Raw genomic sequence first — 19,675 nt, 5'->3', positions numbered from 1 at the left:
GCGATTTAGCGCAAGTGCGCAAGATTGTTCAAGCCGCGAAGGGGCATTTGCTGGCAGAGTCTGCGACCGTTTCCTCGGTTGAAGAGCGTTATGTCTGACTCACTTATGCCGCGCCGTGCGTTTCTTCGCGGCGCTGCGGCGATCATGCCGTTATCACTGGCGACGGCGCCGTGGGGGCTGCTGGCCGGCTCCATGGCGATTGAAGCCAATCTCACGCCGTTACAGGGGCAGGGCCTGTCGAGCATCGTGTTTGCAGGGGCGGCGCAACTGGTGGCGATCGGCATGCTCAAGGGTGGTGCCGGGATTTTCTCGATCCTGCTGACCACGCTGCTGCTGACCTCGCAGCATTTGTTGTACGGGATGAGCATGCGCTCAGTGATTTCGCCGCTGCCCGGGCGCTGGCGCATCGGCCTGGGCTTTTTGCTCACCGATGAACTGTTCGCCCTGACCAGCCAGCATGACCGTCAGCAGTTCAATCGCTGGTACGCCTTGGGCGTCGGCCTGACGTTCTATATCGCCTGGAACCTGTTCACCCTGGCCGGCATCGTCCTGGGCAGCAGCATTCCGGGGCTTGAGCACTTGGGGCTGGATTTCTCGATTGCCGCCACTTTCATCGCATTGATCACCCCGGTGGTGCGTAACGTGCCGACCATGGTGTGCGTGGCGGTGTCGCTGTTCTGCTCGGTGCTGTTCAGTTATTGGCAGTGGGGCTCGGCATTGGTGCTGTCGGGGCTGGCCGGGATGACCGCAGGGTTTGTCTGCAACAAGTTGTATCGGGGGCGCACATGATGGTCTGGGCAGTGATTTTCGGCATGGGGATTCTGGTGTTCCTCAACCGTTACGTGTTTCTCGAACCGCGCCTGCCGCTGCGTTTGAGCAGCAACGCACGGCAGTTTCTCGGGTTTGCCGTACCGGGCATGTTGACCGCGATCTGCGGGCCGATCGTGTTCATGCCGGACAAACAGTTGAATTTACAGTGGGATAATCCGTATTTGCTGAGTTCGCTCGTAGCGATCGGGCTGGTGCTGTACACCCGCAATACCTTGCTCAGCATGCTCTTGAGCATGGCGTTTTTCTTTTTGCTGCGCTGGTGGTTGTAAGTTGTCGGGAAAAAACTGTTCTACGCTAGTTGGATGACTATTTTTGACAAGGCGAGGTGCACATGACGACCGAGCAAAAACGTCCCGATGAAGACGAACAAGTAGACGATGAAGTAGACGAGCCCAGCGAAGAAGAAATCGAGCGAGAGAAACGCAAGGAACAGACGTGGAAGCACGACGATGGCAAGGAACTCACCGGGCCTGATATGAAGCTCTGAGAGCAATCTGCAAAAAGCCCCGCAACAGCGGGGCTTTTTGTTGTTCAGAGGTCTTCCAGAGACGGGAAGTCCGGATGTGACGCCCGATAGCCCAGAGTCTTGTCGATCCATGCATTGAGCTCGTTGACCATCACCGGTGGGTGCCCGGGATAGCCTTCGAGGGTGGTGCGCAGGATGCGTTCGATGTCCGGCACTGAACGCAGGTTTCGGGTCTTGATGTAGTGGCCGATAAAACAGTCGAGTTGAAAGCGTTCTGTCATGGACAGATAGATACACTCCAGGCCGTTGGCCTGTTTGATTGCAAAATCGTCGCGCAACTTAGTTCTCTGCAAGGCTTGTTAAAGTTGTAGGGGATTCCTGGTTTTGCTGACTCTTTGGTCAACTGGTATGCCAAATGGAAATGCGGCGCGCATGCTATCCGTAGTGCATGTAAATGTATGTATGACGGTTGAAATGTCAGACAGGCGGTTAGTTCGCTCAAACGACTGTTTTTTCCGGGCTGTCTCAGCGATGAAACACTCACTGTAAAGATCGAGTGTCACCTGTTATCACCTGCGGCAGCTCCTACAGGGTAAACGCGTGAGATCACGAATCTTTAAGCCACTTCGTCAATCAGTCCGGCACCCTGATTGCGTGAATTGCCGACGGCTTTGCCAACCTTGTGCCAGGCGAAGGCATCACTGGGTTCGCCTTCAAACAGCAGCATCTGTTCGGCGCGTTCAACAGGCGTGGCGCTGTCGAGCCACTCGGCAGCCATGTCAGCGCGAAAGACCACGGGTCTTCGATCATGGATATCGAGCAGGCCGCCGACGCTGTCGGCGGTGATGATCACAAAACCGTCGTCGTCCCGGCCATCGCTGCCGGGTGTTGGAAATTGTCCTATGGCGGCACAGAAAACCGGCCCGCGATCGGCACGACGGATCAGCCACGGCTGTCGGGTTTTATCCGGGCCGTCGACCCATTCGAACCAGTTGTCGATGGGCACGATCAGCCGATGACGCCAGATCGCCCGGAAGAACGGCCCATGGGCGACTTTCTCCACGCGGGCGTTGATCGGCGCCGCGCGGTCCTTGGCCCAGTGCGGGCGCCAGCCCCAGCAAAGGTTGTCGGCATACAGACGTTGATCATGTTGATGGAGCACCGCGAGTGACGTGGTCGGCGCCGCGTTGTAGCGCTCCAGCGCAGCGTCGCCGACGTGATTGATCAGCGCATCGGGAATGCTCAGCACCGCGACAAAGTCGTGAATGCCGCGGTATTGCGAGAGTCTTCCGCACATGCGCCGAATCTCTGGGTGGACGCTTTCAGCATAGTTGGCTCTGGCCAATCAATCCTGCGCCTCCTGACCGGTGAACGTGTCGCGCCAGATCAGCCAGCGGCGTTCCAGCACTGCGAGCAAACCGTCGCTGAGTTTGCCGAGCACGGCGAGCACGATAATCGCCGCCAGCACGATGTCTGGTCGCGAGGTTTCGCGGCCGTCGCTGAGCAGATAACCGAGGCCCTTGGTCGCGGCGATCAGCTCGGCGGCCACCAGAAACATCCACGCCAGACTCATGCCGCTGCGCAGTCCGGTGAACAGGCCGGGCAGGGCGGCGGGCAGCAGAATCCGCCGCACCAGTTGCCAGCGGCTGAAGCCATAGATGCGCCCGACCTCGACCAGTTTGCGATCGATGTTGCGAATCGCCGCGACCACGTTGACGTACACCGGAAAAAACGCGCCGATGGCGATCAGCACGATCTTCGAGGTTTCATCGATGCCCAGCCACAGCAGCAACAGCGGCACCCAGGCCAGACTCGGAATCGAACGCAGCGCGGCGAATGTCGGTTCCAGATAAGCCTCGGCCTCACGGCTCAGTCCGACCCAGGCGGCGAACATCAGCGCCAGGCTGGCGCCAATTGCAAAACCGAGCAACACCCGCAACAGGCTGGCGCTGATGTGTTTCCACAGGGCGCCTTCGGCGAGGTCGGTGAGGGTCAGGGCGATCTCGCTCGGAGCAGGCATTTGATAGGACGGCAGCCAGCCGAGGCGCACGATGAATTCCAGGGCGACCACGATCAGCAGTGGCAGGACCAGGCCTTTCAGGCGCCGGCGCCATGTCGGGTTGAGAGATGAAGGACGCGGCCTCGACAAGCTGCGAGGCGGCGCGGGCAGTTCGTTACTGCGAGTGCTCATACGTGGGCTCCGCTCACAGCGAATCCGCGTCGGGCGCGGATGGGCTGTGAGTCTGGTCGATTACTGGCGGGCGACGGCTTGCTGCACACCATTGTCGAGCAACTGATCGATGACTTGATCGACATTCACTCCACGCCGCACCAGTTCCTCGGAGACCAGAATCGGTGCTGCGGCTTTCGACGCTTGCACGTCGTTGGCGGTCAGTTGCGGACTGCTCAGGTCGGTGCGCGACAACTGCAGTTTGGCCACGTCCAGCGGCAGACCGGATTCCTTGGCAAGCAGGGCAGCGAACTCGTCGGGATTTTTCAGCGCCCATTCGCGCGCCTGCTCGTAGGCTTTGATCACGGTATCGATGGTTTGCGGATGTTCCTTGGCGTACTGCTCGGTGACGCTGACCACGCCGTAGCTGTTGAACGCCGGGTTGCGATACAGCAGACGCGAACCGGCTTGCACCTGACTGGCGGCCATGTGCGGATCGAGTCCGGCCCAGGCGTCGACATCGCCTTTTTCCAGTGCGGTGCGACCGTCCGGATGTTGCAGGTGCACCAGTTCCACGTCGTCTTTCTTCAGCCCGGCCTGTTGCAGGCTGCGCAGGGTGAACAGGTACGGATCGGTGCCTTTGGTGGCGGCGATTTTCTTGCCCTTAAGGTCGGCGACGCTCTGGTACGGCGAATCCTTGCGCACTACCAGCGCGGTCCATTCGGCACGGCTGTAAACGTATACCGATTTGATCGGGCTGCCGTTGGCCCGGCTCAGCACGGCAGCAAGGCTGGCGCTGGAGGCGAAATCGACGCCACCGCTGTTCAGATATTCCAGCGAACGGTTACTGCCCTGGCTCAGCACCCAACTGATTTTGGTCTGTGGCAGGGCCTTTTCGAGAAAGCCGAAATGTTTGAGCACCAGACTCACGGGTGAGTAGTAGGCGTAATCCAGATGGACTTCCGCGGGCGGCGCTTCGGCGGCTTCGGCCAGCGGTTGCAGGCTCAATGCCATGGCGCTGGCGACCAGCAGCGTTTTGAGGCGGATAAACGGTAAGAACGATGTCATGGGGCGCTCCGGCAAAGGCACTGGTTGTTATGTCCAAAAATATATTTTTATCGGCTGCGTCCTGCATGAATGGAATATTGCAGGCTCTGTGCCATGTGCGTTTCGACCCATGTTTACGGGGTTTTCCCCGGTTTTAGCGCCTTTCAACTGTTGCTTGGGAAACATTGTGGCAATGCACTGTTGCGCAACGGACAGTGAGCATTCCGGGCGCTGAGCTTATGCCTTAATCGAATTTAAAATCGGTTTATCAACAGCGTTATGGTCTATGCAAAATCCCGTCGCAGGACCTCCCATGAAGCTCTCTCGTTTGCTCCGCAGCACACTGATGACCGCGTTATTCACCGCACCGCTTGCCCACGCCGCCGAGCCGTTGGTCCTGCATGTTGGTGACCAGAACTACTACAACATCCGCGCTTCGGTCGAAGCCTCCGGCGTTTTGAAAGACGCGCCTTACAGCGTCGACTGGAAGCATTTCCAGGCCGCCGCGCCACTGGCCGAGGCGTTGCAGACCGGCTCGCTGGATCTGGGCTTTCTTGGCGATTCGGGTTTTCTGTTTCTCGCCGCCAAACAGGCGCCGGTGAAACTGATCGGTGTGTCGCGGCAGAACCCGGACACTATCGCCTTGCTGGTGCCGAAAGATTCGCCGGTGAAAACCATCGCGGATCTGAAGGGCAAGAAAGTCGCCTACTGGCCCGGCGCCTGGAGCCAGCAACTGACCTTGCGCGCCCTGGAGCAGGGCGGTCTGCCGGAAAATTACGTCGACTTCGTCAAACTGATGCCGATTGATGCCGCGGCGGCATTGCCACAGGGCAGCATCGACGCTTTCCCGGTGTGGGAACCGTATATCTCCCAGCAAATCGTGTTCTCCGGTGCGCGGCCGATTCTCACCGCGAAAAACCTGATGCCGGGCCTCAGCGCGATTGCCGCGTCGACGCCTTCGATCGACAGCAAACGCGCAGCGATCGCCGATTTTCTCGGGCGTTTGAAACAGGCGCGGGCCTGGGTCGACAGCCACACTGACGAATACGCGGACCTGTGGGCGAAGAAAGCCAATCTCGATCAGCAGGTTTCACGGCACTGGTTGCGTCAGGCGCACATGACTGTCGGGCCGGTGGATCAGCAGGCGGCGGTCGACCTGCAAGGCACCGCGGACTTCCTGTTCAAGGTCAAGGCACTGCCGGCGCCGCTGGCCACCGCCGGAATCATCGATACTTCATTTCAACAGGCACTGGCTGACTGAGCGAGCGCCGGAACCAAAGCCTGTGTACCCTATCCAAGCCTGGCTCGCGAAACCGGGCGCAGGGATGGATCAGGGCGAGGGAGTTTTGCCAGTCGACAACAGGGCCGCAACGGTCAGGCGCAAGGCAAAACATGAAATACGCGTTCAATCTTCTCTGTGCAGCGGCCATCGCGTTCGGGCTGGCCGGCTGCATTGCCGCGCCGATCGAGATGACTGCGCAAACCGAAACTCGGCTCAAGTCCCAGGCCCCGGTGCGCTTTCTGCTGACCTTCGATGATGGCCCCAGCGCCTCGAGTTTCTGGAATCCGTCGGCGACCGTGCTCGATAGCCTCAAGGTCAACCCGGTGCAACCGGACATCAAAGCGGTGTTCTTCGTCCAGACCCGCGCGCCTCGCGCCGGTAACAGTGACATTGGTCGCGGCATCATGCGGCGCGAGCACGCCGAAGGGCACATCCTCGGATTCCATACCGCCACCCATTGGCACACCAATCATCGCTCGCTCGATCCGCAAGAACTGGAGCAGTCGTTGCGCAACGGCACGGCGGATATCGCCGCGATCACCGGAGCAGCACCGATCCTGCTGCGTCCGCCATTCTGGAATTACGACAAGCGCACCTTCGCCGCGTATCAGCAGTATGGCTTGCACGTGTTGTTGACCGATTTGAGCGCCAATGACGGCAAGATCTGGGGCTTCAACGCCAGTCCCCGACGTCGGGCGAATATGCTGCGCCAGCTATCGGAAGTCCGCGAGCGCATTGCCCTCGGCGAATTTCCGACCGTAGACGGGGTGATTCCGGTGGTGGTGACCTTTCATGACCTCAACCGCTACACCGCGCGGCATACCCGCGAATACCTGCAAATCCTGCTCGACAGCGCCGCCGCCACTGGCGTGAAACTGGCGGACAAACCGTTCTACGATGATCACGCGGCGCTGTTGACGGCGGCCCTGGCGCGTACGGTTCAGCAGAGTTCGCAGCCGGTGCAGTTGCCGGGGATGTGGAACTGGATCTGGGATCATGACGCCCACTAAGGCTGCGCGAAAAATGTGATCGGGTTGGCACTTCTCGGGGCGGCGGGTTGCTGAGGGCTCATCTATGCTCAACGGGTCGATCGACTCATCGCCTGCGAGGCGTGCGCCCATGCTAGCCATTGCCGACATCTGCCGGATTGTCGAATCCGGCTTTCCGTCGCTTGAATGCGAATGCACACAAGTGGAGCAGGGACTGTTGCGGATCAAGGTTTATGAGCCTGACTCCGGGCGAGTCGAGTTGTTGCTCAATGGCGTCTCACCGGAACATCTGGTGACGATCCGCGACATTTCCAACTTCATTGGCGAATTGCGCACGGAAATGAGCGCCGGACGCCGGGCATTCGCCGGCTGATCTCTCACAAGCGCCGTTGAAACGCCTGCACGATACGTAACGTCGCGTCGCTGGTGGGCAGATTCTGCACCGCGTCCAGCGGATGCCAGATGCATTCGGTGATCTCGTTTTGCGGGCGCAACTGCTCAAGATCGAGCACCGACGCCTCGTAGACATGATGCTGGGTGCTGCCGCTGTGCAGTTCCATCAGATACAACATCTGCTCGGCATCCAGTGCTGTTTCTTCCTGCAGCTCGCGCGTCGCCGCCCCGGCTTTGGTTTCCCCAGGCTCGACCTTGCCCCCGGGCAGTGTCCAGCGGCAGCGGGGTTTGCGCACCAGGAGAACGTGTCGATCCTGCTCGCAAATAACGGTGGCGCGTACTTTCATCTGTTACCTGTTTACTGCATGTCACATAAATGAAATAAAACTGCAATATTCGAGCCGGGCCCGGATTCAAAGGTTCCCTCGGGGTTTTGAGTGTTTGGCCTGGCGGAAAGTGCCAGAGCCTTGGCGCATCGCGATGGCGATACCCGGTCGGCACAGCTGCGGCATCCGGGCGTAAGTTAAAAAGGCAGAGCTGAATCCACCGTCGGCAAAAAGGAGGTACCCATGAGCATTCCGGTCTTGAACAAAATGCACATGAACGGCTACGACGTACTCAGCGTGAACAACGGCCCATGGCGGGTTTGTACTCAAGGCGACCGGCTTGCGTCGTTCGGTAGCAGAGAGGAGGCACTGGCCTATGCCGCTGCGTTGCCGGGTTACAGAAAACGCTCGGTGCGAGCGCGAAGTCACACTGCAAGTTGAAGCAAATGTAACGAAAGAGCCCCGGTGATTGCCGGGGCTTTTGTTGAGGTAAAGGGGGGGATCAGTGGACTTTGATCCGGCTGATGGAGCGCGTTTTCACTTCCTTGGCATACAGCTGCAAGCGTTCTTCATCACTTTGCAGCACCTCGCAGGACCTGAGTACCGCCTGGGCATCCGCTTCATTGCCGCTCTTGCGCAGCTGTTCGGCGATGCGTTTGAGGTCGACCGCCGACCATCTCAGATCCGATGCAACGGCTTGCAGGTCGCGCTGAAGTTCGTGTTCGTATTCATTGAGCCGCATGATCACCTCCGGAACATTCTCGGTAGAACAGAGTAGTCGCATTTTTCTTCGATGATGCGCAGCTCGTCTGCCACCGGGCTGCATGCATGTAAATATTTGTCCAATCTCCCTTGTGGGCGACGTGCCGCGCTGGATGTACACCCGGTTACACGTTACATTCGCGTTTTTCAAGATCAGGGAAACACCATGCGGATATGGATCGGGAGTTTGGCGTTGGCATTGCTGGCGGGTTGCTCATTGCCAGCATCGCTGGTGCCGGGCGAGCCAAATCTCAGCAAAACCACTACCAAAGCGCCTAAAGACTATGCCGCGTGCTTGTTGCCGTTGTGGCAGCAGGACATTCCTAAGACCACGCAGACGTCCATTTCCAACGGCTACCGGATCAAGGCGCCGAGCCTCGTCACCGCCGACGAGATTCTCGACATCATCAAATACAAGGACGGTAGTCGCGTTTCCCTGTATCAGGGACCGCCATGGGCCAAGTCCGGGTCGTTGCGCAAATCGGTGCGTGACTGCCTGTAAAGCCCAGCCTCCGCTGCAAAAACCAGCCGCACAAAAAGCAGAAACCGGATCAATGGTTTCTGCTTTTTTTTGCTTTGCGAAATGCGCTGTGACAGATCGGCACGAGGCGTATCCCAGTGTGCGCTAGGCTTCTGAGTGCCGCCCGGTAACCGGAGGGGCATGCCTTTCAAGGAGCCACGGATCATGGATGATCTGGTCAAAGAAGTTATTCCGTTGTTGCAGTATCTGATTCCCGGATTTGTTTCTACCTGGATTTTCTACACGCTCACCGCGTTCAAACGGCCTGATACGTTTGGGCAGATTGTGCAGGCGTTGATCTTTACGTTTGTGATTCATGGGGCTGTATTGGGGATAGGTGCAATCTGTCTATGGGTGGGGACGAAGGGATTTTCTGTAGGAATATGGGATGGCAAGGCGCAGACAATATGGGCGTTCTTTGTGTCAGTGACACTCGGATTTCTTTCCTGCAATCTCGCTTCAAATGACAAGTTGCATGCCTGGTTACGGTTTCGAAATGTAACCAGAAAAACGTCATTTCCCAGCCAGTGGTACAGCACCTTTGCACGCCACGATCGGCTCATTACGCTGCATTTGAACGACGAAAGGCGCCTGTTTGGCTGGCCTTGTGAATGGCCTGCCGAACCTGCGAATGGACAGTTTGTGATGCAGAGCCCGAAATGGTTGGGTGACGATGGCGTTGCCCAGCCTTTTGACGCCGACCTGTTGGTGATAGATTCGTCGAAAGTTCAGTGGGTTGAATTCACCACCATAAAAGAGAGCCAGCCATGACCGCCGAAGCACCGAGACCCATGCCGCCAGATGTGGCACGCTACCTTGGCTCGAACGACAGGAACTCGCCGCAAACTGCCCGTGGTCCTAGCGCTCCACCACCTCCCAAGCGGTGAACGTTGCTCGGGCGAGACGATCTGTCATAACGATCGTACCAACCAATCCCTGAAAGCTTTCAGTGACGGTAACGCCTCATTACGCGGCGGATACACCAGGTAGTAGCTGCGGCGGCTGGTGATCGGCTCCCCCAGTTGCTGCAGCTCGCCGTTAAGCAATTCATCCTCCACCAGAATCCGTGGCACCAGCCCCACGCCAATATTCGCCCGGACCGCCTGAATCAGGTGCGAAGTCATTTCAAAGCTCGGCCCGATGCGCATGCTGCGGTGTGGCAAACCATGATGGGTGAACCATTCCGCCCAGGCCTGGACATTGCTGCTGACATTGAGCAGTAACTGCCCGGCGATGTGCTGTTCGGCTTCATCGCGCTCGGCCAATGACAACTGCGCACTGGCAATCACCACCAGTTCTTCAGTGTGCAGGGGCAGGGCGCTCAGCCCCGGCCAATCCCCCGCACCGACACAGATCGCCGCATCGATTTCGCTGGTGTCGAAGTCGATCGCTTCGATGCGTGAATGCAAGTGCACGGTCATGCCGGGGTGTGCGGTGTAGAAGTCCTTGAGTCGCGGCAGCAGCCATTTCGAGCCGAAGGTCGGCAGCGTCGCCAGACGCAAACTATGAATGCCGGAACCGAACGCCATGGCCTGCAACGTCGCGCTGCGGATCTGCCCGAGGGCTTCGGCCAGTTCGCGCTGATACATGCGCCCGACATCGGTCAGCACCACTTGCCGGCCTTCGCGGCTGAACAGGCGCATGCCGAGCATCTTTTCCAGAATCTGCACCTGACGGCTGACCGCGCTTTGCGTCAGCGACAGTTCGTGGGCGGCGCGGGTATAGCTTTCATGGCGTGCGGCAGCCTCGAAGGCCAGCAATAACGACATGGAAGGGGTGAGGGTTCGCGGATTCATTCGTTTTAGTCATGGATTGCGGGTCGATTTTACGTTTGTCCCGACGGCGCCAAGCAATGATCATAAGCACCATGAGATGGCGGGAGCGTGACGCAATCATTCATTGCGCACAACTGTTCACCGCCGCACGGCCCGTTTTTGACTGAGATTTCCTGACCGATGATTGCCCAGCTGAAGCCCGCCACGGCATTGACCGCCGATTACCAGCAATTCCTCAAAGCCTTGAAGGCCAGCGGTTTTCGTGGCGAGATCAGTGCCGATTACGCCAGCCGCGTAGTGCTGGCCACCGATAACTCGATCTACCAGCGCCTGCCGCAAGCGGCGGTGTTTCCGATGGATGCGGAGGATGTGGCGCGGGTCGCACGGCTGATCGCCGAGCCGGCTTATCAGCAAGTGGTGATCACTCCGCGTGGCGGTGGCACCGGCACCAACGGCCAGTCGCTGACCGATGGCATCGTCGTCGACCTGTCGCGGCACATGAACCGTATTCTGGAAATCAACGTCGAGCAGCGCTGGGTGCGGGTGCAGGCCGGGGTGGTCAAGGATCAGCTCAACGCCGCGCTGAAATCAGCCGGGCTGTTTTTCGCCCCGGAGCTGTCGACCTCCAACCGCGCCACCGTCGGCGGCATGATCAACACCGACGCCAGCGGCCAGGGCAGTTGCACCTACGGCAAGACCCGCGACCATGTGCTGGAACTCGACATGGTCCTGCGCGGCGGTGAACGCCTGCACGGCGCAGCGCTTGCGGAAGACGAACTGACAGCGCTGTGCGCCCGTGAAGATCGGGTGGGTGAAGTTTATCGCTGTGCGCGGCAGATCATTGATGAGCAGGGCGAGTTGATCAAACAACGGTTCCCTGACCTCAACCGCTGCCTGACCGGCTACGACCTGGCGCATCTGCGCGAGGCCGACAACCGCTTCAACCTCAACAGCGTGCTGTGCGGCGCCGAAGGCTCGCTGGGGTTTGTGGTTGAGGCGAAGCTCAACGTACTGCCGATCCCCAAACACACGATGCTGGTGAACATTCGCTACGCCGGGTTCATGGATGCGTTGCGCGATGCCCGGGCGCTGATGGCGCTCAAGCCGCTGTCGATTGAAACCGTGGATTCCAAGGTGTTGCTGCTGGCGATGCAGGACATCGTCTGGCACGGCGTCGCCGAATACTTCCCGGCAAGTGCCGAGCGCCCGACACTGGGGATCAACCTGGTGGAGTTCTGCGGTGATGATCCCGAGGACCTGCAACACCGGGTCGAAGCCTTCCTCGAACACTTGAGCAGCGACACCACGGTCGAACGCCTCGGCCATACCCTGGCGGTCGGTCAGGCGGCGGTGAACAAGGTTTATGGCATGCGCAAACGCGCAGTCGGCCTGCTCGGCAACGTTGCCGGCGAAGCGCGGCCGCAGCCGTTTGTCGAGGACACCGCAGTGCCGCCGCAGCACCTGGCCGAGTACATCGCTGAACTGCGTGAACTGCTCGACAGCCACGGTTTGCAGTACGGCATGTTCGGCCACGTCGATGCCGGCGTGTTGCACGTACGGCCGATTCTCGACATGAAGGATCCGCAGCAAGCGGCGTTGGTGCGTCCGGTGTCTGACGGTGTCGCGGCGCTGACCCAGCGCTACGGCGGCCTGTTGTGGGGTGAGCACGGCAAAGGCCTGCGCTCGGAATACGCGCCGGCGTTTTTCGGTGAGCTGTACCCGGCGTTGCAAGCGCTGAAAGCCGCGTTCGATCCGTTCAACCAGTTCAACCCGGGCAAGATCGCCACCCCGGCCAATACCGGTGCGGCGTTGCTGAAAATCGACGAAGTGACCCTGCGCGGCGAACTCGACCGGCAAATCGACGAAAAGGTCTGGCAGAGCTACGGCGCAGCCATGCATTGCAACGGCAACGGCGCCTGCTACAACTTCGATCCCGACGACGCCATGTGCCCGTCATGGAAGGCCACCCGCGAGCGTGCGCAATCGCCCAAAGGTCGCGCATCGCTGATCCGAGAATGGCTGCGTTTGCAGGGCGAGGCAGGGGTGGATGTGCTGTCGGAGGCGATCCGTCGTCCGGCATTTTTCCGCAACCTGTGGACACGCTGGCGCAACAGCCGCGCGCAGGATGCAGACTTTTCCCATGAGGTGTACGACGCCATGGCCGGTTGCCTGGCGTGCAAATCCTGCGCGGGACAGTGCCCGGTCAAGGTCAACGTGCCGGAATTCCGTTCGCGTTTCCTTGAGCTGTATCACAGCCGTTATCTGCGCCCGGCGCGGGATTATCTGATTGCTTCGCTGGAGTACAGCATTCCGTACATGGCGCGGATTCCGGCGCTGTACAACGGTTTGATGGGCGCAACCTTTGTGCGCAAACAGTTGGAGCGTCTTGGCGGCATGGTCGATGTGCCGTTGCTCAGTCGCTTTGATTTCCACGCTGCGCTGCGCCGCTGGAAGGTGCAGCCGGCGACGGTCGCCAATCTGTCGGCGCTGACCCCGGCCCAGCGCGAGCGCAGTGTGGTGTTGGTGCAGGATGCCTTCACCCGTTACTTCGAAGCGCCGCTGCTGGCGGATCTGCTGGAGTTGATTTCACGACTTGGCTATCAGGTGTATCTGGCACCCTTCAGTGCCAATGGCAAGCCGCTGCATGTGCAGGGTTTCCTGTCAGCGTTCAACCGCGCGGCGTTGCGCAATGCGCAGCAACTGCGCGAGCTGGCGGACGTTGGCGTGCCGCTGCTGGGGCTGGATCCGGCGATGACGCTGGTCTACCGCCAGGAATACCTGAAAGTGCCCGGCATGAACCAATGCCCGGAAGTCGCGCTGGTACAGGAATGGCTGCTCGAGGTGATGCCGGAGCAGGCCGCTGCCGATGCGGCCCGGTCATTCCGTCTGCTGGCACACTGCACCGAGAAAACCAACGCGCCGGCCGCCACTCGCCAGTGGGAGCAAGTGTTCGAGCGAGCCGGATTGAAACTGGCGACGCAGGCCACCGGCTGCTGCGGCATGTCCGGCACCTACGGCCATGAAGCGCGCAACCGCGAAACCTCGGCGGTGATCTACGAGCAATCGTGGGCGCGGCAGGTTGAGGCGCCGGCGGAGCAGGGCGAAGCACTGGCCACCGGCTATTCGTGCCGCAGTCAGGTCAAGCGCCAGTCGGATCGGGCGCTGCGCCATCCGTTGCAGGTGCTGCTTGAGGTGGTGCGTCGCTGAGCGGTTCGTCGTCCGGGGCATTGTCCCATATCAGCCGTGGGTCGAAACTCATCGCCGAGAGCATGGTGAACACCACCACCATGCCGAAAAACAGGATGCCCGGGCGTGGTTCGATATCGCCCAGCGCCTGGAACTTCACCAGCGCCGCGACCAGTGCGACCACCAGCACGTCGAGCATCGACCAGTAGCCGATCAGCTCGACGAAACGGTACAGCTTCGAACGCTCACGGCGCGCCCAGTCGCTGCCCCGCTGCACGGTGATCAGCAGCAGCGACAGGGCGACGAATTTGATCCCCGGCACCGCGATGCTGGCGATGAAAATGATCAGTGCGATGTCCCACGCGCCGCCCTCCCAGAACTCCAGCACGCCGCTCATGATCGTGCTGTCGGCGCCGTTGCCGAGCATCACCGTGTTCATCACCGGCAGTAGATTGGCCGGCACGTAAAACGCCAACGCGGCGAACAGATAGGCCCAGGTGCGCGTCAGGGAGTTGGTCTTGCGCCGATGCAGCGGCGCATCGCAGCGTGGGCACTCGTGCGGCTCGTCGGTCATGTCACAGGCCAGCCCACAGCTGTGGCACAGGCACAGATTCAGTTCGCTGGCGGTCGCGGGTCGCTTCATAGAATGTCCCACAGATCACGAATGTCGCGGCCGGCAATGCGGATCATCATCAGGCTCAGCACCGCCAAAGCGAACAGGCCGATACCCGGCAGCACATCGAGCAGCCCGGCCAGTTTGAATACCGCCACCATCGCCCCCAGCAGACACACTTCGAGCATGCTCCACGGACGCAGGGTTTCCAGCCAGCGCATGCACAGCTTGAAGCCCGGCGCCCGGCGCGATGACAAGGCGAAACTCAGCACCCAGATCAACAGCACCAGTTGAAACGCCGGGGCGATGATGATCGAAATCGCCGCGACCATCGCCATGAAGGTGATCGGCCCCTGACTCAGCGCCAGTACCGAATCCCACAGCGTCGCGCTGTTCTTCAGGCCCTTCATGCTGATGCTCATCACCGGATAGAAATTGGCGAACAGCCACAGCATCGCCGCAGTGAAACTCAGGGCCAGCCGCTGCTCGACGGTCAAGCCGTTGTAGCGCTGCAGCACGCCGCCGCACCGCACGCAGAGGGTTTTCTGGTGTTTGCCGAGCACGACCTTTTCGTACACGCAGTCGCAATGCTCGCAGATGATCAGGTGTTCGGTTGAGGTCATGGGCAACGCTCGACAGCAGGCGCAAAGCGCAGGGGGCGCCTGATCACTATAGAAGCCTGACGTGATTGGGCAAATGTCGTTTGGGTTGGGAATCGACATTTTAATGTTATAGAGTAACGCGAATTTTTGGCGGGGCGTGCGGTTGCGATCCCCTGATTCATTTGCTCGTTGGCGAAATCTCCATGACGATTGTGTGTACCCGTTCCAACCCGCCGCCGACCGGCCGCTTGCTGTCTATTGATGCACTGAGAGGTCTGGTCATCCTGTTCATGCTGCTGAACGGCTGCAGACGCGGCACTGGATTCGCTGGCTGACGGTCTTCGGTTCGGCGCCGATGTTCTTTTATCTGTTGCACCTGTACGGCCTGAAGGTGCTGTATCTGAATGCCGTGGCGCTGTTCGGCCTTAACCACGGTAGCTATTTCGGCTTCGATTCAGTAGCGGCAATCTGGCTGGTGTCACTGCTGTTGGCGCTGGCACTGTACCCGGCGGTGCGCTGGTTTTCCGCGCTGAAATCGCGGCGCCGCGATATTGCCTGGCTGAAATATCTGTAAGCCCTAGTGACCACTGCGCTCGCGCGCGAAGTCGATAAAAGCCTTGAGCGGCGCCGGTACGTGGCGCCGGCTCGGATAGTACAGATGCAGGCCCGGATAGTAGGGGCACCAGTCGGCCAACACCTGGATCAGACGCCCCGATGCCAGGTGTTCGCTGACCATGTCATCGAACACATACGCCAATCCCAGGCCTTGCAGTGCAGGGCCGACCATCAAGCTGACGTCGCCCAGGGTCAGCGGGCCGTTGACCTCGATTTCCTGGGCAATGCCATCGCGTTCGAATTCCCAGCGATACAGCGTACCACTGGGGTAGCGGTGGCGCAGGCAGGGTAAATCGCGCAGATCTTCGGGTTTTTGCGGCGCAGGATAGCGTTCAAGGAATGCCGGCGAAGCCACCACCACCGAACGCATCGCCGGGCCAATCGGCAGCGAGACCATGTCGGCCTGCAGTCGATCGCCAAAGCGCACGCCCGCATCAAATCCGCCAGCGACGATATCGAGCAATGCTTCGCTTTCGACCACCTCCATGCGAATGTCCGGATACGTCTGCAAGAACTCGCTGGCAATCGGCAGCAATACCAGTTCGCACGCCTGGCGTCCGCAGGTGATACGCAGGTTGCCGGTGGGTTTGTCGCGAAAATGGTTGAGGTCTTCCAGTGCATCGTCAATGTCGCGGAACGCCGGTTTCAGGCGCGCGTAAAAGCGCTCACCGGCCTCGGTCAACGCCACGCTGCGGGTGGTGCGATTGAACAGACGCACACCGAGGCGATTCTCCAAAGCCTTTACCGAATGGCTCAGGGCTGACGGGGTGAGCCCGAGTTCGACGGCGGCCTTGCTGAAATTCAAGTGCTGCGCCGTACAGAGAAATACGCAAAGGTCTGCCGCTGAGGGTGATTTCATCTGTGAATGCCTTTCACAAAGTCATGCAAAATTGCTGGGATTATCGCATCAATCTAACGGCCTTAAAGTCGCAGCCTGGCAATTTCTTTAAAGGATGAATGCATGACAACGGTCTCTCATCAACCAGGCGCGCATAACAAGCTGCTGATCCTCGCGGCCGTGTGCCTGTCGGCATTGGTACTGCCATTGAGTTTTACCGGTGGCGCGGTGGCGACGCCCGCCATTGGCCGTGATCTGGGCGGCAGCCCCGTGGCCCTGACCTGGATCACCAATGCGTTCATGTTGTCGTTCGGCAGTTTGCTGATGGCGGCGGGAGCGTTGGCCGACGTCTATGGGCGTAAACGCCTGTTCAGCTTCGGCATGTTGCTGTTCACCGCAGCATCGATTGCGCAGAGCCTGGCACCGTCGGTGTACTGGCTGGATGGGCTGCGTGCAGTGCAGGGCGTGGCCGGTGCTGCGGCGTTGGCCAGCGGTTCAGCGTCGCTGGCGCAGGAATTCGAAGGCCATGCGCGAACCCGTGCATACAGCGTACTCGGTACCACATTCGGCATTGGTCTGGCTTTCGGGCCGCTGCTGGCCGGCGCGTTGATCGAGGCGTTCAACTGGCGGGCGATTTTTGTTTTCACCGCGCTGATCGGCGTAATCGCCATGGTCTTCGGCCTGCCGCGCATGCGCGAAAGCCGCAACCCGGATGCCACGGGACTGGATTGGCCGGGCACGATCACCTTCAGCGCGATGCTGGCGCTGTTCACCTTCGGCGTGATTCAGGCCCCGGAAAGCGGTTGGGGCAGCCCGCTGGTAGTCGGTCTGCTCGGTGCATCGGCATTGTTGCTGGGGTTGTTCGTGATCATCGAAAAGCGCGTCAAACATCCGATGCTCGATCTGAGTCTGTTCCGTTTTCCGCGCTTCATCGGCGTGCAGATGCTGCCAATCGGCACTTGTTTTTGCTACATCGTGCTGGTGGTGATGTTGCCATTGCGCTTTATCGGCGTGGAAGGCTTGAGCGAAATCGATGCCGGCCTGCTGTTGCTGGCGCTGTCGGCGCCCATGCTGGTGGTACCGATGCTGGCGGCGTCGCTGACCCGGTTTGTCTCGGCGGGAATCCTGTCGGGGATCGGTTTTCTGATCGCTGCGGTGGGCTTGCACGGGTTGAGCCTGTACAACGTCGGCGAGCCAAAATCCGCCTTGGTCATTGCGATGTTGTTGATCGGGATTGGCACCGGTTTGCCGTGGGGCTTGATGGATGGTCTGTCGGTCAGCGTCGTGCCGAAGGAGCGCGCGGGGATGGCGGCGGGGATCTTCAATACCGTGCGCGTGGCGGGTGAGGGTATTGCGCTGGCGGTGGTGGGCGCTGTGCTGACTTCGCTGCTGCATACCGATCTGACGGGGGCAGTGGCAGGCAGTGTCGATGCGGCGTTGATTGCCGAGACCGCGCACCGGGTTACCACGGGCGACATGGCGCATGCGCTCAACATGGTTCCGGGGCTGGCCAGCGAGCGTCTGGTGCAAGGTTATGCCTCGGCGTTTCAGTACCTGCTGCACATCCTGACCGTGATCACGCTGGCTTCGGCGGCAGTGGTGCTTGGGCTGTTGAGCAAGGGGCCGGCGGTTGCGCAGCCGCAAAAAACAGCGCCCGACTTGCTATAGCGGTGTGTGCGGAATTTTCGAGTGTGGGAGCGGGCTTGCTCGCGAAGGCGTCAGGTCAGTCACGATCAATGCTGAACATGCCGGCCCCTTCGTGAGCAAGCCCACTCCCACCTGTGCGTGTTGGAGTCCTGATTATTTGCGATCCAGCCACACCGTCTGCGCGTTGCAGAACTCGCGCACGCCGAAGTGCGACAACTCGCGACCGAAACCGCTTTTCTTCACGCCGCCGAAAGTCACGCGCGGGTCGCTGGCGGAGTAGCCGTTGATGAACACGCCACCGGTGTCCAGTTCGCTGGTCAGTTGCTGGGCCAGTGCGACGTTGGCGGTATAGATCGTCGCAGTCAGGCCGAAGTCGCTGTCGTTGGCCAGGGCCACGGCGTGGGCGCAATCGCGGGCAGTGATGATCGATGCCACCGGGCCGAACAGTTCCTGTTTGAACGAGGTCATGCGGTCGGTGACATCGGCCAGCACGGTTGGCTCGTAGTAGTTGCCCGGGCCTTGCGCCTTACCGCCGCCGAGCAACAGGGTGGCGCCTTCTTCGAGGGTGTCGCGCACTTGCTGGTCGAGTTCATCACGCAGATCGAAACGCGCCATCGGCCCGATGTAGGTGTCGGCGGACAGCGGATCGCCGACTTTCAATTGACGCGTGGCCTCGACGAATTTGCGGGTGAACTCTTCGACCACGCCTTCTTCGATGATCAGGCGCTTGGCCGCGGCGCAGACCTGGCCGGAGTTCTGATAACGACCAATCACGGCAGCCTGCACGGCCTCATCCAGATCCGCATCATTGAGCACGATGAACGGATCGGAACCGCCCAGTTCCAGCACGCATTTCTTCAGCGCGGCACCGGCCTGGGCACCGATGGCCATACCGGCACGGACGCTGCCGGTCAGGGTGACAGCGGCGATGCGCGGGTCGGCGATGGCGGTGGAAACGCCTTCCGGGGTGACGTTGATCACTTCAAATACGCCATCGGCGAAACCGGCGCGCTTGAACGCGTCGCGCAGCAGGTAGGCGCTGCCCATTACGTTCGGCGCGTGCTTGAGCACGTAGGTGTTGCCGGCGATCAGCGCCGGAACGGCACCGCGCAGCACCTGCCAGATCGGGAAGTTCCACGGCATCACCGCGAGGATCGGGCCGAGTGGTCGGTACTCGATGCGCGCCTTGCCGCCTTCAACCTGAGTCGGTTCGGCGTCGAGCATGGCCGGACCGTTTTCGGCGTACCACTCACAGAGCTTGGCGCATTTTTCAATTTCGCCACGGGCCTGGGCGATCGGCTTGCCCATTTCCAGGGTGATCATGGTCGCCATGGCTTCGGCGCTGTCACGCAGGGCGCCGGCGAGGGCGGTCAGGGCGCGGGAGCGATCCTGCAGCGGCTTGCGTTTCCATTTCGAGAAACCGAACGCGGCGCGGGTCAGCGCAGCGTCGAGGGCTTCGGCGGATTCAAAGGCGTAGTGACCGATCTGCTCGCCGGTAGCAGGGTTGATCGAGATGGCGTGGGTCTGGCTGGAAATCTGGCTCATGGCGGGCTCCTGTGAGTTCAGTGGATGGGCCTAGAGTAGGGTGGCGTTTGTTTTCTGGAAACTGAATA

The 19,675-nt window shown here is 60.3% G+C and carries 22 protein-coding genes and 1 pseudogene; 12 read left to right on the top strand and 11 right to left on the bottom strand.

Translation table 11 applies throughout. The features are described 5' to 3' along the window. Positions 1 to 90 precede the first annotated feature (90 nt). The 3 genes from J1G18_RS23840 to J1G18_RS23830 all read left to right on the top strand — a co-directional run bounded on the left by J1G18_RS23840 (position 91) and on the right by J1G18_RS23830 (position 1,318). Positions 91 to 789 (top strand): AzlC family ABC transporter permease, encoded by a 699-nt coding sequence (locus J1G18_RS23840; protein WP_098964376.1) that lies wholly within the window; start codon positions 91 to 93, stop codon positions 787 to 789. Beyond that, positions 789 to 1,100, top strand: coding sequence for an AzlD domain-containing protein (locus J1G18_RS23835; protein WP_166497451.1), 312 nt, complete (start codon positions 789 to 791; stop codon positions 1,098 to 1,100). Before J1G18_RS23840 ends, J1G18_RS23835 begins: the two co-directional genes overlap by 1 nt. A gap of 62 nt (positions 1,101 to 1,162) precedes the next feature. Continuing rightward, positions 1,163 to 1,318 carry a hypothetical protein gene (locus J1G18_RS23830; RefSeq protein WP_202368532.1) on the top strand — a complete coding sequence of 52 codons (156 nt, stop codon included), beginning with the start codon at positions 1,163 to 1,165 and terminating at the stop codon, positions 1,316 to 1,318. A 44-nt stretch (positions 1,319 to 1,362) separates the two neighbouring features. Here the strand turns inward: J1G18_RS23830 and J1G18_RS23825 are convergent, their stop codons facing one another. The 4 genes from J1G18_RS23825 to J1G18_RS23810 all read right to left on the bottom strand — a co-directional run bounded on the left by J1G18_RS23825 (position 1,363) and on the right by J1G18_RS23810 (position 4,535). After that, positions 1,363 to 1,635 (bottom strand): hypothetical protein, encoded by a 273-nt coding sequence (locus tag J1G18_RS23825; protein WP_027612979.1) that lies wholly within the window; start codon positions 1,633 to 1,635, stop codon positions 1,363 to 1,365. A gap of 278 nt (positions 1,636 to 1,913) precedes the next feature. After that, positions 1,914 to 2,594: an SOS response-associated peptidase gene (locus J1G18_RS23820; protein ID WP_134786672.1), complete on the bottom strand. Its 681-nt coding sequence runs from the start codon at positions 2,592 to 2,594 to the stop codon at positions 1,914 to 1,916. A gap of 48 nt (positions 2,595 to 2,642) precedes the next feature. Continuing rightward, a complete protein-coding gene (locus tag J1G18_RS23815; RefSeq protein WP_223008755.1) occupies positions 2,643 to 3,488 on the bottom strand; it encodes an ABC transporter permease in 846 nt (281 codons plus the stop codon). Positions 3,489 to 3,548: 60 nt separating this feature from the next. Beyond that, positions 3,549 to 4,535 (bottom strand): aliphatic sulfonate ABC transporter substrate-binding protein, encoded by a 987-nt coding sequence (locus J1G18_RS23810; RefSeq protein ID WP_223008753.1) that lies wholly within the window; start codon positions 4,533 to 4,535, stop codon positions 3,549 to 3,551. 292 nt (positions 4,536 to 4,827) lie between these two features. On the opposite strand from J1G18_RS23810, the gene J1G18_RS23805 reads away from it, so the two are divergent. From J1G18_RS23805 to J1G18_RS23795, 3 genes are all read left to right on the top strand, one after another. After that, positions 4,828 to 5,775 carry an ABC transporter substrate-binding protein gene (locus J1G18_RS23805; protein ID WP_223008751.1) on the top strand — a complete coding sequence of 316 codons (948 nt, stop codon included), beginning with the start codon at positions 4,828 to 4,830 and terminating at the stop codon, positions 5,773 to 5,775. Positions 5,776 to 5,906: 131 nt separating this feature from the next. Further along, complete coding sequence (locus J1G18_RS23800) at positions 5,907 to 6,806, top strand: polysaccharide deacetylase family protein (RefSeq protein WP_223008749.1); 900 nt, start codon at positions 5,907 to 5,909, stop codon at positions 6,804 to 6,806. Positions 6,807 to 6,915: 109 nt separating this feature from the next. Continuing rightward, positions 6,916 to 7,158: a DUF1652 domain-containing protein gene (locus J1G18_RS23795; RefSeq protein ID WP_003225919.1), complete on the top strand. Its 243-nt coding sequence runs from the start codon at positions 6,916 to 6,918 to the stop codon at positions 7,156 to 7,158. Between the two features lie 4 nt (positions 7,159 to 7,162). On the opposite strand, the gene J1G18_RS23790 is transcribed toward J1G18_RS23795, so the two are convergent. Beyond that, positions 7,163 to 7,525, bottom strand: a complete 363-nt coding sequence (locus J1G18_RS23790) for an NUDIX hydrolase (RefSeq protein WP_098964369.1) — start codon at positions 7,523 to 7,525, stop codon at positions 7,163 to 7,165. 222 nt (positions 7,526 to 7,747) lie between these two features. On the opposite strand from J1G18_RS23790, the gene J1G18_RS23785 reads away from it, so the two are divergent. Beyond that, positions 7,748 to 7,945 (top strand): DUF2188 domain-containing protein, encoded by a 198-nt coding sequence (locus tag J1G18_RS23785; RefSeq protein ID WP_096796397.1) that lies wholly within the window; start codon positions 7,748 to 7,750, stop codon positions 7,943 to 7,945. Positions 7,946 to 8,006: 61 nt separating this feature from the next. On the opposite strand, the gene J1G18_RS23780 is transcribed toward J1G18_RS23785, so the two are convergent. After that, entirely contained in the window at positions 8,007 to 8,246 is a 240-nt protein-coding gene (locus J1G18_RS23780) for a hypothetical protein (protein WP_098964368.1), read from the bottom strand. A 186-nt stretch (positions 8,247 to 8,432) separates the two neighbouring features. Here J1G18_RS23780 and J1G18_RS23775 point away from each other — a divergent pair, with 186 nt between their 5' ends. Beyond that, positions 8,433 to 8,768 carry a hypothetical protein gene (locus J1G18_RS23775; protein ID WP_003225912.1) on the top strand — a complete coding sequence of 112 codons (336 nt, stop codon included), beginning with the start codon at positions 8,433 to 8,435 and terminating at the stop codon, positions 8,766 to 8,768. A gap of 183 nt (positions 8,769 to 8,951) precedes the next feature. Further along, complete coding sequence (locus tag J1G18_RS23770; RefSeq protein WP_135296052.1) at positions 8,952 to 9,557, top strand: DUF6338 family protein; 606 nt, start codon at positions 8,952 to 8,954, stop codon at positions 9,555 to 9,557. Between the two features lie 140 nt (positions 9,558 to 9,697). On the opposite strand, the gene J1G18_RS23765 is transcribed toward J1G18_RS23770, so the two are convergent. Next, a complete protein-coding gene (locus tag J1G18_RS23765) occupies positions 9,698 to 10,582 on the bottom strand; it encodes a LysR substrate-binding domain-containing protein (RefSeq protein WP_223008747.1) in 885 nt (294 codons plus the stop codon). A gap of 159 nt (positions 10,583 to 10,741) precedes the next feature. Here J1G18_RS23765 and J1G18_RS23760 point away from each other — a divergent pair, with 159 nt between their 5' ends. Further along, positions 10,742 to 13,768, top strand: coding sequence for an FAD-binding and (Fe-S)-binding domain-containing protein (locus tag J1G18_RS23760; protein WP_223008745.1), 3,027 nt, complete (start codon positions 10,742 to 10,744; stop codon positions 13,766 to 13,768). Here J1G18_RS23760 and J1G18_RS23755 read toward each other — a convergent pair. Both J1G18_RS23755 and J1G18_RS23750 read right to left on the bottom strand, forming a co-directional pair. Continuing rightward, complete coding sequence (locus J1G18_RS23755; protein ID WP_027612991.1) at positions 13,701 to 14,390, bottom strand: paraquat-inducible protein A; 690 nt, start codon at positions 14,388 to 14,390, stop codon at positions 13,701 to 13,703. The two genes, J1G18_RS23760 and J1G18_RS23755, sit on opposite strands and share 68 nt — an antisense overlap. Further along, complete coding sequence (locus J1G18_RS23750; protein ID WP_003225887.1) at positions 14,387 to 14,983, bottom strand: paraquat-inducible protein A; 597 nt, start codon at positions 14,981 to 14,983, stop codon at positions 14,387 to 14,389. Before J1G18_RS23750 ends, J1G18_RS23755 begins: the two co-directional genes overlap by 4 nt. 277 nt (positions 14,984 to 15,260) lie before the next feature. Here J1G18_RS23750 and J1G18_RS23745 point away from each other — a divergent pair. Then, a pseudogene (locus tag J1G18_RS23745) lies at positions 15,261 to 15,536 on the top strand (hypothetical protein); the annotation flags it as partial. A 3-nt stretch (positions 15,537 to 15,539) separates the two neighbouring features. On the opposite strand, the gene J1G18_RS23740 reads toward J1G18_RS23745, so the two are convergent. After that, entirely contained in the window at positions 15,540 to 16,436 is an 897-nt protein-coding gene (locus J1G18_RS23740) for a LysR family transcriptional regulator (protein WP_223008743.1), read from the bottom strand. A 102-nt stretch (positions 16,437 to 16,538) separates the two neighbouring features. Here J1G18_RS23740 and J1G18_RS23735 point away from each other — a divergent pair, with 102 nt between their 5' ends. Continuing rightward, entirely contained in the window at positions 16,539 to 18,083 is a 1,545-nt protein-coding gene (locus tag J1G18_RS23735; RefSeq protein ID WP_223008741.1) for an MFS transporter, read from the top strand. Positions 18,084 to 18,215: 132 nt separating this feature from the next. Here J1G18_RS23735 and J1G18_RS23730 read toward each other — a convergent pair whose 3' ends face one another. Continuing rightward, positions 18,216 to 19,607, bottom strand: a complete 1,392-nt coding sequence (locus J1G18_RS23730) for an aldehyde dehydrogenase family protein (protein ID WP_223008739.1) — start codon at positions 19,605 to 19,607, stop codon at positions 18,216 to 18,218. Between the last annotated feature and the right edge of the window lie 68 nt (positions 19,608 to 19,675).

This window comes from Pseudomonas sp. MIS38 (assembly GCF_019891575.1).
In the GTDB taxonomy this organism is placed as follows: Bacteria; Pseudomonadota; Gammaproteobacteria; order Pseudomonadales; family Pseudomonadaceae; genus Aquipseudomonas; species Aquipseudomonas putida_A.
Note: the sequence above shows the minus strand (reverse complement) of the source record. Positions and strands in the feature narration are given on the sequence as shown.

Coding starts and splice junctions, on each gene's coding strand:
- J1G18_RS23840 (WP_098964376.1), top strand. CDS start 91: ATGTCTGACTCACTTATGCCGCGCCGTGCGTTTCTTCGCGGCGCTGCG.
- J1G18_RS23835 (WP_166497451.1), top strand. CDS start 789: ATGGTCTGGGCAGTGATTTTCGGCATGGGGATTCTGGTGTTCCTCAAC.
- J1G18_RS23830 (WP_202368532.1), top strand. CDS start 1,163: ATGACGACCGAGCAAAAACGTCCCGATGAAGACGAACAAGTAGACGAT.
- J1G18_RS23820 (WP_134786672.1), bottom strand. CDS start 2,594: ATGTGCGGAAGACTCTCGCAATACCGCGGCATTCACGACTTTGTCGCG.
- J1G18_RS23815 (WP_223008755.1), bottom strand. CDS start 3,488: ATGAGCACTCGCAGTAACGAACTGCCCGCGCCGCCTCGCAGCTTGTCG.
- J1G18_RS23810 (WP_223008753.1), bottom strand. CDS start 4,535: ATGACATCGTTCTTACCGTTTATCCGCCTCAAAACGCTGCTGGTCGCC.
- J1G18_RS23805 (WP_223008751.1), top strand. CDS start 4,828: ATGAAGCTCTCTCGTTTGCTCCGCAGCACACTGATGACCGCGTTATTC.
- J1G18_RS23800 (WP_223008749.1), top strand. CDS start 5,907: ATGAAATACGCGTTCAATCTTCTCTGTGCAGCGGCCATCGCGTTCGGG.
- J1G18_RS23795 (WP_003225919.1), top strand. CDS start 6,916: ATGCTAGCCATTGCCGACATCTGCCGGATTGTCGAATCCGGCTTTCCG.
- J1G18_RS23790 (WP_098964369.1), bottom strand. CDS start 7,525: ATGAAAGTACGCGCCACCGTTATTTGCGAGCAGGATCGACACGTTCTC.
- J1G18_RS23785 (WP_096796397.1), top strand. CDS start 7,748: ATGAGCATTCCGGTCTTGAACAAAATGCACATGAACGGCTACGACGTA.
- J1G18_RS23780 (WP_098964368.1), bottom strand. CDS start 8,246: ATGCGGCTCAATGAATACGAACACGAACTTCAGCGCGACCTGCAAGCC.
- J1G18_RS23775 (WP_003225912.1), top strand. CDS start 8,433: ATGCGGATATGGATCGGGAGTTTGGCGTTGGCATTGCTGGCGGGTTGC.
- J1G18_RS23770 (WP_135296052.1), top strand. CDS start 8,952: ATGGATGATCTGGTCAAAGAAGTTATTCCGTTGTTGCAGTATCTGATT.
- J1G18_RS23765 (WP_223008747.1), bottom strand. CDS start 10,582: ATGAATCCGCGAACCCTCACCCCTTCCATGTCGTTATTGCTGGCCTTC.
- J1G18_RS23760 (WP_223008745.1), top strand. CDS start 10,742: ATGATTGCCCAGCTGAAGCCCGCCACGGCATTGACCGCCGATTACCAG.
- J1G18_RS23755 (WP_027612991.1), bottom strand. CDS start 14,390: ATGAAGCGACCCGCGACCGCCAGCGAACTGAATCTGTGCCTGTGCCAC.
- J1G18_RS23750 (WP_003225887.1), bottom strand. CDS start 14,983: ATGACCTCAACCGAACACCTGATCATCTGCGAGCATTGCGACTGCGTG.
- J1G18_RS23740 (WP_223008743.1), bottom strand. CDS start 16,436: ATGAAATCACCCTCAGCGGCAGACCTTTGCGTATTTCTCTGTACGGCG.
- J1G18_RS23735 (WP_223008741.1), top strand. CDS start 16,539: ATGACAACGGTCTCTCATCAACCAGGCGCGCATAACAAGCTGCTGATC.
- J1G18_RS23730 (WP_223008739.1), bottom strand. CDS start 19,607: ATGAGCCAGATTTCCAGCCAGACCCACGCCATCTCGATCAACCCTGCT.